This is a genomic window from Leisingera sp. XS_AS12 (assembly GCF_041224635.1).
GTDB lineage: Bacteria > Pseudomonadota > Alphaproteobacteria > Rhodobacterales > Rhodobacteraceae > Leisingera.
Genome location: NZ_JBGFGM010000070.1, coordinates 15168 through 28840, shown reverse-complemented (window position 1 = coordinate 28840; position 13673 = coordinate 15168). Strand labels below are relative to the sequence as shown.

Genomic DNA, 13673 nt, shown 5'->3' with positions numbered 1-13673 from the left:
GCAAACCGCCGCGACGTGCCGTCCCGCCCCGCCGCGCCGCTGGACAGGGCCGCCTGCCCCGGATTATATGAACACACGTTCAGATAACCGGGAGGAGACCCGCCCATGAAACTCGCAGACACCGCCGCCGTCATCACCGGCGCCGCCTCCGGCCTCGGCGAGGCCACCGCCCGCCATTTCGCCGAACAAGGCGCGCAGGTCACCATTCTGGACCGCGACGCGGAGCGCGGCCCGCAGGTGGCTAGGGACATCGGCGGCCACTTCGCCCAGACCGATGTCACGGATGAAGCCTCGGTGCAGGCCGCCATCGCCCATGCCGCCGACAAGATGGGCAAGATCACCGCCTGCGTGAACTGTGCCGGCATCGCCATCGGCGCCAAGACCGTGGGCAAGGACGGCCCGCATCCGCTGGACGCCTACAGGCGCACCATCGACATCAACCTTGTCGGCACCTTCAACGTCGCCCGCCTCGCCGCCGCCGAAATCGCCAAGAACGCTCCCGACGCGGACGGCGCCCGCGGCGTCATCATCAACACCGCCTCCATCGCCGCCTTCGACGGCCAAAAGGGCCAGGCCGCCTATGCCGCTTCAAAGGGCGGGGTTGCGGGCATGTGCCTGCCGATGGCGCGCGATCTGGCCTCTCTGGGCATCCGGGTGATGACCATCGCGCCGGGCATCTTCATGACCCCGATGCTGGCCGGCCTGCCCGAAGAGGTGCAGCAGCAGCTCGCCGCCGACGTCCCCAACCCGGCCCGGCTGGGCGATCCGCGCGAATTTGGCCGCCTCGCCGGATTCATCGTCGAAATGGGCTATCTGAATGGCGAGGTCATCCGCATCGACGGCGCCCTGCGCATGCGCTGACGCGCCCACCGCTGGTTGCGGGTCAAGGGCGGCAAAGCCGCCGTGCGCAGCACGGGTTCACCCTTGACGCGCAATCAGCGGCACACACACTCGATATGGCGCCTTGCGGGGCACATTTGCCCCGCAAGCGCTTCTCAGCAGATATCTTCAGCGTTGCGCAGCAACGCCCGGCCCAAGGCTGCACAAAAGTTTTCCGGCGCAGCCGGAACACCTGCGGGCGCGGGAGCGCTGCGCCTGCGCCGACACCCCGCTCACCCTTGAAAGCCAAACTGTTGCGGCAACAGCGCCCGCCGGTGTTGCACGCGCCTGCGCGCCGCCGCCCGCGGATCCGTGCCAATGGTCCGCCAAAGACAAGAAGACAAACGCAAACCCCGGCGCCCGCGACGTTTACCCAGCAGATATGTTTATTGATAAATCACAAAGCCTTACGACAGTGTCTTTGACCCATTGTTTCGCGCGCGAAACAATGGGTCAGCCTTGCTGTCTTACCCGGCCGAGCGACATCAGCCCCCGGCCTTCTCCTCCAAGAGCAGCCATTCTTCCTCGGCCGCGGCCAGCTTTTCCTGCCGTTCGACCAAGGCCTCGGTGGCCTTCTTGAACTTGACCGGCTCGCGGGTGAACAGCTCCGGGTCCGCCATCAGCTCCTGCAGCTTGCCGATCTCCGCCTCCAGCCGCTCGATCTCGCCGGGCAGCGCGTCCAGCCGGTGTTTTTCCTTGAAGCTCAGGCCGTCCTTGGGCTGGCTCTCCTGCTTGGGCTTGGGCTTGGCGGGTTTTGCCTTCTCGGGCTTTGCCTGGCCCTCCAGCGGGCCGCGCTGCGCCAGGTAGTCGCTCCAGCCGCCCGCATAGGCGGTGACCCGGCCATTGCCCTCCATCGCGATGGTGGTGGTGGCCACCCTGTCCAGGAAATCGCGGTCGTGGCTGACCAGCAGCACGGTGCCGTCGTAGCCGTCCAGCAGTTCCTGCAACAGGTCCAGCGTCTCCACGTCCAGATCGTTGGTAGGTTCGTCCAGGACAAGCAGGTTCGAGGACCGCGCCATCAGCCGCGCCAGCAGCAGCCGCGCCTTCTCGCCGCCCGACAAGGACCGCACCGGCGCCCGCGCCTGCCGTTCATCGAACAGGAATTCCTTCAGATAGCCGACCACATGCTTGGGCTGGCCGCGCACCATCACCTGGTCGGCCTTGCCGGAAATCCCCAGCAGCGGGTCCGAGGTCAGGTTCTCCCACAGGCTCGCATCACCATCCAGCTGGTCACGGGTCTGGTCGAACAGCGCAATTTCCAGGTTGGTGCCCAGCTGCACCGCGCCCGCATCCGGCTCTTCCATGCCCAGCAGCATCTTCAGCAGCGTCGTCTTGCCCGCCCCGTTGGGGCCGACAAAGGCCACCCGGTCGCCGCGCTGCACCTTCAGCGAGAAATCCCTGACGATCTCCTTGTCGCCGAAAGCCTTGCTCAGCCCCTCCGCCTCGATCACCTTGCGGCCCGATTTCGGCCCAGCCTCAAGCGCCATCTCGGCGGTGCCCTGCCGCTTGATCTGGCTGGCGCGCTCCGCCTTCAGATCCTGCAAGGCCCGCACCCGGCCCATGTTGCGCTTGCGCCGGGCCGAGATGCCCTCCACTGCCCAGCGGCTTTCCGATTTGATCAGCCGGTTCAGCTTGTGGCGCTGCTGGTCTTCCTCTTCCCAGATCTTGTCGCGCCAGGCCTCGAAATGCTCGAACCCCTTTTCCTGGCGGCGCACCTGGCCGCGGTCCACCCACAGGGTGGCGCGGGTCAAGGCGCGCAGAAACGCCCGGTCGTGGGAGATCAGCACAAAGGCGGCGCGGGTCGATTTCAGCTCCTCCTCCAGCCAGGTGATCGCCTCGATGTCCAGGTGGTTGGTCGGCTCGTCCAGCAGCATCAGGTCCGGCGCCTCGGCCATCAGCTTGGCCAGCGCGGCACGCCGCCGCTCGCCGCCCGAGGCGGTCTCCACCGGCCGCGCCGGGTCGAACTTCAGCCCCTCGCCCGCACGCTCCACCTTGTAAAGCTCGCCCGGCTCCAGCCCGCTGGCGGCGAAATCACCCAGGGTAGCAAACCCCTCCATCTTGGGATCCTGCTCCATGTAGCCGACGGAGCGGCCGGGCGGCACCACGATCGAGCCACTGTCAGCTTCGACAATACCCGCCATCACCTTCATCAAGGTGGATTTACCCGATCCGTTGCGGCCCACCAGCGCCACCCGGTCGCCCGGCTGCACCACCAGATCAAGATCGGCGAAAACCGGATCGCCCCCGAAGGTGAGGGAAATGCCGGACATCTGCAAAAGAGGAATACGTGCCATGACAGGCTGCTACCCCGGCGGCAGAAACGCGTCAACGCCCGCCTTTCATCTTTCCAGAAATACTCAGCCCTGGCCGGCAACGGCCCGCAGCAGCCGCTTGCGCGCGGCGGGAATCGCGTTGATTTCCAGCCCGGTGAACACATGCAGCGTGTTGAGGTCCCGATCCACCACCGCGTGGTCGCTGACCCAGCCCCCCATCAACAGATAGGTCCGCAGCAATGGCGGCATCTGCAGCATCGCCCGCTTCACGTCGGGCCGTCGCTGCGGCCCCGTGGCAAAGCGAAAGACGTCGGGCGCCTTGCAGCCGGCCTGCCAGCGCCCCGGCGCCAGGTGGCGCTGCCGCAACAGCGCAAAGGCATCCAGATAGGGCAGCGGCGTCGTGCCCGCAAAGGACGAGCAGCCGAACAGCAGGCGCACCGCCATGCGGTCGACAAAGGCGGTCATGGCGCCCCAGGCAACCCGCAGAATATCAGGGTCGGACGATTCGGGATGGATGCAGAACCGTCCCATCTCGACCATGCGTCCGGCAAAGCCCTGCAGCGCCGCGAGATCATAGAACTGCGCCGCATAGCTCCGTGCGAGGCCGCTGCCATCTTCCAGCACCAGCAATCGAAAGCAGCAGACCAGCGCGCCGGTGTCGATGTCTTCGACCAGAACATGGGTACAGAGCGCATCATGCGCGTCGCGGTCCGGCTGAGCCGTTTTAAAACACAGGCTGCGCAGGGCCTGCGCCGCGGCGACATCCGCCGCCCCCGCCGCCTGCCGCGCCCGGTAACGCCCCTTGCTCAACGCGATCTGTGGTTCTGCCATCGCGGCCTCCCCGTGCTCCGGCTCAGCCCTTAGCATAGGCGCTGTGACAGCGCGGTGAAGACCTGCGCGCGGGGGCGGTGCAAGCGCGCACCCTGTTTCAGCCGTGTCAGTTGTCGCCGATGAACTGGTCGGGGCTGAAGTTGCCCAGATTGCCCAGCAACTGCCGCAGGAAGGTGGAATCCTGCACGCTCGAGCTGGTCACGCGGCGCTCAAGAGGCACCACCTTGCCGTCTTCGAGGTTGTACCGCTGAATTCCCTGCACAACGCCGGCGGTGTCAAAGCTGATCGCCACCAGATCTCGGGACACCGGCTTGGGCGCTGCGGCGCCATAATGGCGGAACCGGGTCGCGACATAGTAGTAGCCGCTGTCATTCAGCACGCCGGTCGAGGACGGCACGCCAATGGTCTCGGCCACGGAATCCCGCGTGTCGATCCCCGGCACCACCTCGGCCAGCTGATCCGGAGACGGCACGTAGCCATGCTTGCGGTAGGTCGCCGCGCAGGCGCTTAGCGCCACCCCCACGGCCACAAAAACCGCGGTGCGCAGAACAGGTTTAAGATCAAATCCCTTGGCAAACATCATGGCCCCCCGAGCCGCCGCCGCAACCGGCGGCTTGAATACATCTGGCAACCCGATTACCTAATGACCGCTTCCGGTTCAAGAAACGAAAGTTCCCGACCATGACTGACAGCACCGCCCTGCGGGTGGCCGATCTGCCACAGAACGCCCCCACCCCATTCGAGATCACACCGGACAAACCGGCGCTGGATGCCCTGGCGACGGAACTGGGCGTGACCGGACTGCGCAAGCTGCGCTTCACCGGCCAGATCCGCGCCATCGGCAAGGCTGACTGGCAGCTGACCGGCACCCTGGGGGCCACCGTGGTGCAGGACTGCGTCGTGACGCTGGAACCGGTCACCACCCGGATCGACGAGCCGGTGCAGATCACCTACCTTGCGCATTTCGAGACTCCCGACGAGGAAGAAGTCGAGATGCCGGAGGATGACACCACCGAGCCGCTCGGCAGCCATATCGACCCCGCCGCGGTGATGACCGAGGCGCTGGCGCTGCATATCCCAGCCTATCCGCGCAAGGAAGGCGCCAGCCTGGGCGAAGCGGTCTATGCCGAAAAAGGCGTCACGCCGATGCGTGACGAGGACACCCGCCCCTTTGCCGGCCTGGCCGCCTTGCGCGGGCAGCTGGAGCAAAAGGACGACACGCCGGAAGATTGACGCGCATTTTTCGCCGGCAGCTGAATTTCCGGCTGGAACCCTTGCGGGCGCTGCCCTAAAAAACCCCTTGCGCCGACGGAGATTCGCAGTATTTTCGCGCGCTCATCGGAATTTTTGGTTGGACAATGCTAAGGCAGACGCCTAAACGCACGTCAGACTGATCGAACAGAACGCAATCGCGCCGCGGGGCTGCCCCCAAGGCCCAAACAGACAAAGGTTGAGACATGGCCGTCCAACAGAACAAAGTATCCAAATCGCGCCGCAACAACCGCCGCGCGCACGATGCCTTGGTTGCTGCAAACCCGAACGAATGCGGCAACTGCGGCGAGCTGAAACGCCCGCACCACGTGTGCCCCTCCTGCGGCCACTACGACAACAAAGAGATTGTCGCAGCAGCTGACGAGATCGAGATCGACGAGGACGCGGCGTAAGCCACGGACAGGATTTGATGCCAGGCAGGCTTTCGCATGACGGGTAAACCCGATCACATTCAGGCAAAAGCCGGCCGCATCACCATTTCTGTTGACGCCATGGGCGGAGACGCCGGCCCCGCGGTTGTGGTGGCCGGCATTGCCATGTCTGCCGAGAAGAACCCCGATATCGGGTTCATTCTTCACGGTCCCGCCGACCAGCTGAAGCCGCTGGTCGACAAGCGGCGTGCCCTGGATGGCCGGGTCGAGATCCGCGACGTGCGCGATGTGGTCACCATGGAGGACAAGCCCTCCCAGGTGATGCGCAACGGCAAGGGCACCTCGATGTGGTCCGCGCTTGACGCGGTCAAGAATGGTGAAGCCGCCGGTGCCGTATCCTGTGGCAACACCGGCGCGTTGATGGCTCTGTCGATGCTGCGCCTGCGCAAACTGCCAGGCGTCAACCGCCCTGCCATTGCAATTCTCTGGCCGTCGCTGAACCCGCAAGGGTTCAACGTGATGCTGGACGTCGGCGCCGACGTGAAGGCGGATGCCGAGGATCTGCTGCAATACGCGCTGATGGGCACCTCTTACGTGCGCAACTCGATGGACATCGCCTGCCCGCGTGTGGGCCTGCTGAATGTCGGCACCGAGGAGCACAAGGGCCGCGCCGAACTGAAGGAAGCCTACGGGCTGATCGCCGAGAACGCGGCGCGGTCGCAGTTCGAATTCGTGGGCTTTGTCGAAGGCAGCGACATTCCCGGCGACATCGCCGACGTGATCGTCACCGACGGGTTCACCGGCAATGTGGCGATCAAGACCGGCGAAGGCACCGCCACGCTGATGCGCACCGCCCTGCGCGAGGCGTTCCAGTATTCCTTCCTGTCCCGGATTGCCGCGCTGTTGGCGATGACCTCGCTGAAACGCCTGTCGAAACGGCTGGACCCGCGGCGCGTCAACGGCGGCGTGTTCCTGGGCCTGAACGGCACCGTGGTGAAATCCCACGGCGGCGCCGATGCCACCGGAGTTTCGGCTGCCGTGAAACTGGCTTTCCGGCTGGCGCAGCAGGGTTTTGCCGAAAAACTGGCGGCACGGGTTGCATCTGCCGGTGCGCCTCCCCAAGATGACCCGGCTGACCGCGCGCTGCGGGCAGCCACAGATCAAGACTAACAACAAGGCAGGCACCGGATGACGCGACGTGCGGTAGTTGTAGGCACTGGCCACTATCTCCCCGAACGGGTTGTTGAAAACGCGGAATTCGAAGCAATGCCGGAACTGGATACCACGGACGAATGGATCCGTACCCGGTCCGGCATCGAGCGCCGCCATTTCGCCGCCGAGGGTGAGACGACCTCCGACATGGCCGCCAGGGCCGCGGAGGCCGCGCTGGCGGACGCCGGCCTGACAGCCGACGACGTCGATGCCATCGTGGTCGCCACCTCCACCGCCGACCTCACCTTCCCCTCGGCCGCCACCATGGTGCAGGCCAAGCTGGGCATGACCCGCGGCTTTGCCTTTGACGTGCAGGCGGTCTGCGCGGGTTTTGTCTATGCGCTGTCCAACGCCAATGCGCTGCTGGCCTCGGGCCAGGCGGAGCGGGTGCTGGTGATCGGTGCCGAAACCTTCAGCCGCATCATGGACTGGAGCGACCGCTCGACCTGCGTGCTGTTCGGCGATGGCGCCGGTGCGCTGCTGCTGGAAGCCCAGGAGCAAAGCGGCACCAGCGACGACCGCGGCATCCTGTCGACCGACCTCAACTCTGACGGGCGCTACAAGGACCTGCTTTATGTGGATGGCGGCGTGTCGACGCAATCCACCGGCTATCTGCGGATGCAAGGCAACCAGGTGTTCCGCCACGCCGTCGAGAAGCTCGCCTCCACCGCCACGACCGCGCTGGAGCGCGCGGGCCTGGCAGCCGAGGACGTGGACTGGATCGTGCCGCATCAGGCCAACATCCGCATCATCCAGGGCACGGCCAAGAAAATGGGACTGAGCATGGACAACGTGGTGGTAACCGTGCAGGATCACGGCAACACCTCCGCCGCCTCGATCCCGCTGGCCCTCTCCGTCGGCAAGGCGCGCGGCCAGATCAAGCAGGGCGACCTGATCGTGACCGAGGCCATTGGCGGCGGGCTCGCCTGGGGAGCCGTCGTGCTGCGCTGGTAGCAGATCCGCCAGAAAGACCACCCGCAATTCATTGATATTGACAGGGAAATTCTCTGCGCCCTATGCTTTGGGAAACAACGGGGAATGGTATGGGCGAAAAAACACTGACACGAATGGATTTGAGCGAAGCGGTTTTCCGCGAAGTCGGCCTGTCGCGCAATGAAAGCGCGCAGCTGGTGGAAAGCATGCTGCAACATATGTCGGACGCCCTGGTGCGCGGCGAACAGGTGAAGATCTCCTCGTTCGGGACATTCAGCGTAAGGGACAAGTCGGCCCGCGTCGGGCGCAACCCGAAGACTGGCGAAGAGGTGCCGATCCAGCCGCGCCGCGTGCTGACCTTCCGGCCGTCCCACCTGATGAAAGACCGCGTGGCAGAGGGCAACCGTAAGTAACGGGACCAAACAGCCATGTCGAAATCACCGGATGCCTTCCGCACCATCAGCGAAGTTGCGGAATGGCTGGGCGTGCAGGCGCATGTACTGCGCTTCTGGGAGAGCAAGTTCACCCAGGTCAAACCTGTCAAGCGGGCCGGCGGGCGCCGCTACTACCGGCCTGCGGACATGCTGCTGCTGGGCGGCATCCGCAAGCTGCTGCATGATGACGGGCTGAGCATCAAGGACGTGCAGACCTTGCTACGCGACCGCGGCGTGTCCCACGTTGCCGCCCTGTCGCAGCCGCTGGACGGCGAAGACAGCCCGCAGGACGACAGTCCGCGGACGCCCGCGGATCCGCAGCCTGCCGCCGACACTCTGGGCAGCGACTGGCAGGAAAGCATGCAGCTGGCGCAGGAGGCGCAGCCCGCCCCCGTTGCGACCAGCGACAATGTGCTCGGCTTCCCGGCCGCCGCGGCCAAGACCGCCCCGCTCCCGACCTCCGACCCCGCCACGCCCGCGCCCGAGGAGGCAGCGCCTGCGCCGCAGATGCAGATGGACTTCCCCGCCTCGACACAAGAGGCCCCTGCCCCCGAAGCGCCGCCGCATCACGCCGAATCCGAGAGCGAGTTCGAGACCGAGGCGGAGCCGCAAGGAGAGACCGCCGCAGTGTCGGACAGCGAATCGCTGCAGCCATTGGCTGAGGACGCCCGCCCCACCTTCGAAGATCCCGCTTCGCCCGCGGCAGACTCGGCCCCCGAATCCGTTGGGCCGGACACACTGGTGCTGTCTGAACCACCGCAGATCGAAACCGAGATGGCCGACCCGCAACCGGAGGACGCCTTGCTGGCGGCGGCGGACCTTGTACCCGACATGCCACTGGACTTCGGCGACGAGGCGACAGCCCTGCCACCGGAAAGCACGACTGCAGAGGCACAGCCCCAAACGCCAGCACAGGAGCCTGAGACAGAGGACACGGATTCGGCCCCCTTCCCGCCACAGGATCTCGATGAGGCCCGCCGCCAGGTCCAGCCGCTGGACTTCGCCGCCGGCTTCGAGGAGGAGCCGGAACCCGCGGACTTGCCGACCGTCGCGCCCGCTGCCCCGGTTTCCGCCCCCACAGCTGGTGCCGCTGCCAGCGCAAGGCCAGTGGAGCTGCCGCAACTGGATGCTGAACAGCCTTCGACGGAGGACAGCCCGCAACCGGCACCCGCCGCCGCGCCGCAATCTGTGGTGCCCGGCGTGCTGACGCATCTGGCGCAACTGGAACAGCTGCCGCCCCACCTCACCGCGGAGATCGCCGATTGCGCCCAGGCGCTGCGGGCCTGGATCGACGGTCGCTAAATGCAGCCTCCGGCAAAGTTTTCCGCCTGTTTTGGAAAAAACTTTATCGCCCCCTCTTGCCCCTGCCGCGAAAAAGGTTAGAAGGCTCCTCAACGGGCTATGGCGCAGCCTGGTAGCGCGTCCGTCTGGGGGACGGAAGGTCGCAGGTTCGAGTCCTGCTAGCCCGACCATTGAAAAACACCCGGTTGCTTCTGGCGACCGGGTGTTTTCATATCCCGCGGAGGTTTTGCCAATTGCGCGAAACCCTCCGATGGGACAGCATTACCGGAACACCGGTGCGGAGGGAGCAGAAGATGACAGGCGTATTGCCCGGCCAAACCATTGAAAAGATGCTGGAACGTGGTGAGATCATCCTTGATGCTCCCTGCGCGGAAGGCCAGGTCCAACCCGCCAGCCTGGATCTGCGGCTGGGCCGGGTCGCCTACCGCGTGCGCGCCTCTTTCCTCGCAGGACAGGGCAGCAGCGTCTCTGACCGGCTGAGCGAGTTTGAAATGCACCGCATTGACCTAAGCGAGGGTGCGGTGCTGGAGAAGGGCTGCGTCTACGTGGTGCCGCTGATGGAGAGCCTGGCCCTGCCCGACACCGTCTCGGCGGTGGCCAACGCCAAAAGCTCGACCGGGCGCCTCGACCTTCTGACCCGCACCATCACCGACGGCGGCGAGGAATTCGACCGGATCAAGCCGGGTTACAGCGGCCCGCTCTACGCCGAAATCTGCCCGCGGTCGTTCTCGGTGCTGGTGCGGCCGGGCATGCGGCTCAACCAGATCCGGTTCCGCACCGGGCAGGCGGTGCTGTCGGACGCCGAACTGAAGATGCTGCACGCTGGTACGCCACTGGTGGACGGCCCCGCGGTGATCGAGGACGGACTTGGCTTTTCGGTCGATCTGAAGCTGCCCGGCACGGATCTGGTCGGCTACCGCGCCAAGCCGCACACCGGGGTCATCGATCTGGACCGGATCGGCGAATACGATCCGCAGGAGTACTGGGAAGAGGTGCGCACCAAGGATGGCCGCATCATCCTCGATCCCGGTGCCTTTTACATCCTGGTCAGCCGCGAGTCGGTGCATATCCCGCCCGCCTATGCCGCCGAGATGGCCCCCTACCTGGCGATGGTCGGCGAGTTCCGGGTGCATTACGCGGGCTTCTTCGACCCCGGATTCGGCCATGATGCCGCCGGTGGCACCGGATCGCGCGGAGTGCTGGAAGTGCGCTGCCACGAAGCGCCCTTTGTGCTTGAACACGGGCAGGTCGTTGGGCGGCTGGTCTACGAGAAGATGGCCGAGGTGCCGCAGCAGCTCTATGGCGCGGGTATTGCCTCCAACTACCAGGGCCAAGGGCTGAAGCTGTCCAAACACTTCAAGTCCCCAGAATAACCCCTTCACGGTGGCTGCGGCCGCCTGATCCGAAGATCTATTTCGGTCTGCGGCGCTGTTTGAGCCGTGGAATGCCCGAGGCCGTGTCCTCCCGCGCGACATCACGGCGGGCGGCCTGCCCCCGGTTGGAGGCCGCCTTGATCGATGCATTGATGCCCATGTTGACCGCGCGTCGCAGCAGGCGCCGCAGCACCATGTTGACGATCGCATTCAGTGTCATGGCCGATGCCTCCCCTGACGTTCAGAGGCCAGCCTAGCCGCAAAGCTTGGCGATTTCGAGGCATGGCCCCGCCAAACCGGCGGAGGGCCGTTTATTCCTCGAAGAGTTCCGCCTGCTCGTCCGCGGGTTCGTCGTCGTCGGAATCGCCCTGCCCCAGCGGCAAGGAGCCCGGCGGCGGCCGGTTTTCCAGCAGGCCCGCGGCGCGCAGTTCCTTCAGGCCCGGCAGGTCGCGGGCGCTCTCGAGGCCGAAATGATCGAGGAACTCCGGCGTCACCACGAAAGTAACCGGCCGTCCCGGCGTCATCCGACGGCGGCCCAGACGGATCCAGTTCATCTCGAGAAGCTGATCGATGGTGCCCCGCGAAACGGAGACACCGCGAATCTCTTCGATCTCCGCCCGGGTGACCGGCTGGTGATAGGCAACGATCGCCAGCGTCTCGATCGCGGCACGGCTGAGCTTGCGCAGCTCGGTGGTTTCCTTCTGCATCAGGAAGCCAAGGTCCGGCGCGGTGCGGATCGCCCAGGCCTCGCCCAGCCGCACCACCCGCACGCCACGCCCCTCGTAGCGCTTGCGCAGATGCTCCAGCGCCTCGCGCGGGTTGCAGCCCGGCGGCATCCGCCCCTCAAGGTCCCGCAAGGTGACGGGCTCGGCACTGGCAAACAGCACCGCCTCTACCATCCGCTCCTGCTCGGCCATCGGCGGCGCATCGAACAGCGTATCATTCTCGGTCCGCCCGGAAGTGGACGGCCCGTCCATCATCTGATCTTCCATCATTCGTCCTCGTCGAGGCTGCGCAGCTGGATCGGCGCAAATGTTTCGCTCTGGCGCAGCTCGGCCTTGCCTTCCTTGACCAACTGCAGAGAGGCGGCAAAGGTCGCGGCGGTGGCCGAACGGCGCTTGACCGGATCGCTGTGCCAGCCATCGGGCAGATAGCTGATCAGGTCGGTCCAGTCGCCGGCAAAGCCCAAAAGGTGCCGCATCCGGTCCAGCGCCTCCTCCATGGTGAAGACCGAGTCGCGGTCCATCACGAAGGGGCGGAAATCTTCCTTGGTGCGGATGCGGGCATAGGCCTGCATCAGATCCAACAGGTTGGCGGTATAGGTGACGGTCTTGATCCGCGCGACGTTTTCCTCCTCGCCGCGGGCAAAGAAGTCACGCCCCAGGCGGTCGCGCGCCATCAGTTTCGCGGCCGCATCCCGCATCGCCTGCAACCGCTCCAGCTGGAACGCGAGGTGGGCCGCAAGCTCCTCGCCCGAGGGGCCTTCCTCCTCCGGGTCGGGCGGCAGCAGCAGGCGCGATTTCAGGAACGCCAGCCAGGCCGCCATCACCAGGTAGTCGGCCGCGAGCTCGATCCGCAGTTCCTTGGCGCGGTTAACGAAGGTCAGATATTGCTTGGCCAGCTCCAGCACGGAAATGCGGCGCAGGTCGACCTTCTGGGTGCGCGACAGCGTCAAGAGCAGGTCCAGCGGCCCTTCAAAGCCGTCCACATCCACGATCAAGGCCTCGGCCGCCAGCCGTTCCTCTACACTTGGATCCTTCTCTGAAAAGAGTGTCTGCTCAGCCATACACCTGCCCGCCCATGAGGGCGGCAAGTTCGTCTTCGGCGGCCTGAATGTCAAGCTCCGCAGGGGCTTTGCGGGCAGCCAGAGCGGCCTCTGCGCGGTATTGCGCTGCCGCGTTCATCTGCCCGGCCGCCTCCGCCACGGCGCGGCGCTCGGCCAGCGGGGCGTTGCAGAACAGAACCACGTCGCAGCCCGCCGCGATGGTGGCGCGGGCAATGTCTTGCGGCGCGCCGCGCAGCGCCTTCATCGAGATGTCGTCGCTCATCAGCAGGCCGTCAAAGCCGATTGTCTCGCGGATCAGCTGCGTCATCACCGGCGATATGGTGGCCGGGCGCTCGGCGTCATAGGCCTCGTAGACCAGATGCGCGGTCATCGCCATCGGCAGGTCGTTCAACGCCTGAAAGGCCGCGAAATCCGCCTGTTCCAACTCCGCCGCCGGAGCGCTCACCCGCGGCAGGTCCTTGTGGCTGTCGGCAGTGGCGCGGCCATGGCCGGGCAGATGCTTCAGCACCGGCAGCACGCCACCGTCGAGATGCGCCTCTGCCACCGCGCGGCCCAGCCGGGCCACCGCCGCGGCATCGCTGCCATAGCAGCGGTTCTTCAGAAACGGATGCGTCACCGCGCAGGCGACATCGCCCACCGGCGCGCAGTTGCTGTCGATGCCAAGCGCGCGCAGCTCATGCGCGATCAGCCGGTAGCGCAGGTACATCGCCCGCTCTGCCGCCGCCCCGGCCCGCTGCACATGGTCCAGCGGCGGCAGCCAGTCGCGTGCCAGCGGCGCCCGCAGCCGCTGCACCCGTCCGCCCTCCTGGTCGATGGTGATGAGGCAGTCGCGGCCCACCGCCTCGCGGAAGTCATCGCACAGGGCGCGGGTCTGGTCGGCACTTTCGATGTTGCGGGCAAACAGGATGAACCCGAAAGGGTTCGCATCACGGAAAAACGCCTTTTCCTCCGCGCTGAGGCGAAGCCCTTCGGCGTCGAGGATGGTGGCTCCGTAGGTCATGCTGCCT

The 13673-nt window shown here is 65.9% G+C and carries 15 protein-coding genes and 1 tRNA gene; 9 read left to right on the top strand and 7 right to left on the bottom strand.

Annotated elements, in window-relative coordinates:
- Nucleotides 1-105: 105 nt before the first annotated feature.
- Nucleotides 106-861 carry a 3-hydroxyacyl-CoA dehydrogenase gene (locus AB9K35_RS05120; protein WP_369924781.1) on the top strand — a complete coding sequence of 252 codons (756 nt, stop codon included), beginning with the start codon at nucleotides 106-108 and terminating at the stop codon, nucleotides 859-861.
- Nucleotides 862-1364: 503 nt separating this feature from the next.
- Here AB9K35_RS05120 and AB9K35_RS05115 read toward each other — a convergent pair.
- From AB9K35_RS05115 to AB9K35_RS05105, 3 genes are all read right to left on the bottom strand, one after another.
- The gene (locus tag AB9K35_RS05115) at nucleotides 1365-3149 is read right to left on the bottom strand and encodes an ABC-F family ATP-binding cassette domain-containing protein (RefSeq protein WP_369924838.1); all 1785 of its coding nucleotides are present in this window, start codon (nucleotides 3147-3149) and stop codon (nucleotides 1365-1367) included.
- Nucleotides 3150-3236: 87 nt separating this feature from the next.
- Nucleotides 3237-3983: a GNAT family N-acetyltransferase gene (locus AB9K35_RS05110; protein WP_369924780.1), complete on the bottom strand. Its 747-nt coding sequence runs from the start codon at nucleotides 3981-3983 to the stop codon at nucleotides 3237-3239.
- Between the two features lie 106 nt (nucleotides 3984-4089).
- On the bottom strand, nucleotides 4090-4563 hold the full coding sequence (locus tag AB9K35_RS05105; RefSeq protein WP_369924837.1) for an outer membrane protein assembly factor BamE: 474 nt from the start codon (nucleotides 4561-4563) through the stop codon (nucleotides 4090-4092).
- A gap of 101 nt (nucleotides 4564-4664) precedes the next feature.
- Between AB9K35_RS05105 and AB9K35_RS05100 the strand changes: the two genes are divergently transcribed.
- From AB9K35_RS05100 to AB9K35_RS05065, 8 genes are all read left to right on the top strand, one after another.
- Nucleotides 4665-5216: a DUF177 domain-containing protein gene (locus AB9K35_RS05100; protein ID WP_222453440.1), complete on the top strand. Its 552-nt coding sequence runs from the start codon at nucleotides 4665-4667 to the stop codon at nucleotides 5214-5216.
- 224 nt (nucleotides 5217-5440) lie between these two features.
- Complete coding sequence (rpmF, locus tag AB9K35_RS05095) at nucleotides 5441-5647, top strand: 50S ribosomal protein L32 (protein WP_222453441.1); 207 nt, start codon at nucleotides 5441-5443, stop codon at nucleotides 5645-5647.
- Between the two features lie 36 nt (nucleotides 5648-5683).
- Nucleotides 5684-6796, top strand: a complete 1113-nt coding sequence (plsX, locus tag AB9K35_RS05090) for a phosphate acyltransferase PlsX (RefSeq protein WP_369924779.1) — start codon at nucleotides 5684-5686, stop codon at nucleotides 6794-6796.
- A gap of 18 nt (nucleotides 6797-6814) precedes the next feature.
- Entirely contained in the window at nucleotides 6815-7792 is a 978-nt protein-coding gene (locus AB9K35_RS05085) for a beta-ketoacyl-ACP synthase III (protein ID WP_222453443.1), read from the top strand.
- A gap of 89 nt (nucleotides 7793-7881) precedes the next feature.
- Nucleotides 7882-8184: an integration host factor subunit alpha gene (ihfA, locus tag AB9K35_RS05080; RefSeq protein ID WP_222453444.1), complete on the top strand. Its 303-nt coding sequence runs from the start codon at nucleotides 7882-7884 to the stop codon at nucleotides 8182-8184.
- 15 nt (nucleotides 8185-8199) lie between these two features.
- Nucleotides 8200-9507 carry a MerR family transcriptional regulator gene (locus tag AB9K35_RS05075; RefSeq protein ID WP_369924778.1) on the top strand — a complete coding sequence of 436 codons (1308 nt, stop codon included), beginning with the start codon at nucleotides 8200-8202 and terminating at the stop codon, nucleotides 9505-9507.
- A 93-nt stretch (nucleotides 9508-9600) separates the two neighbouring features.
- Nucleotides 9601-9677: transfer RNA gene (locus AB9K35_RS05070), tRNA-Pro, on the top strand.
- 123 nt (nucleotides 9678-9800) lie between these two features.
- Nucleotides 9801-10880: a 2'-deoxycytidine 5'-triphosphate deaminase gene (locus tag AB9K35_RS05065; protein ID WP_222453446.1), complete on the top strand. Its 1080-nt coding sequence runs from the start codon at nucleotides 9801-9803 to the stop codon at nucleotides 10878-10880.
- Between the two features lie 37 nt (nucleotides 10881-10917).
- Here AB9K35_RS05065 and AB9K35_RS05060 read toward each other — a convergent pair whose 3' ends face one another.
- The 4 genes from AB9K35_RS05060 to nagZ all read right to left on the bottom strand — a co-directional run bounded on the left by AB9K35_RS05060 (nucleotide 10918) and on the right by nagZ (nucleotide 13666).
- Complete coding sequence (locus AB9K35_RS05060) at nucleotides 10918-11100, bottom strand: hypothetical protein (RefSeq protein WP_369924777.1); 183 nt, start codon at nucleotides 11098-11100, stop codon at nucleotides 10918-10920.
- Between the two features lie 91 nt (nucleotides 11101-11191).
- Nucleotides 11192-11872, bottom strand: coding sequence for an SMC-Scp complex subunit ScpB (gene scpB, locus AB9K35_RS05055; RefSeq protein WP_222453448.1), 681 nt, complete (start codon nucleotides 11870-11872; stop codon nucleotides 11192-11194).
- Nucleotides 11872-12666: a ScpA family protein gene (locus tag AB9K35_RS05050; RefSeq protein WP_369924776.1), complete on the bottom strand. Its 795-nt coding sequence runs from the start codon at nucleotides 12664-12666 to the stop codon at nucleotides 11872-11874. The genes scpB and AB9K35_RS05050 overlap by 1 nt, the downstream gene beginning before the upstream one ends.
- The gene (nagZ, locus tag AB9K35_RS05045; RefSeq protein WP_369924775.1) at nucleotides 12659-13666 is read right to left on the bottom strand and encodes a beta-N-acetylhexosaminidase; all 1008 of its coding nucleotides are present in this window, start codon (nucleotides 13664-13666) and stop codon (nucleotides 12659-12661) included. The genes AB9K35_RS05050 and nagZ overlap by 8 nt, the downstream gene beginning before the upstream one ends.
- Nucleotides 13667-13673 lie beyond the last annotated feature (7 nt).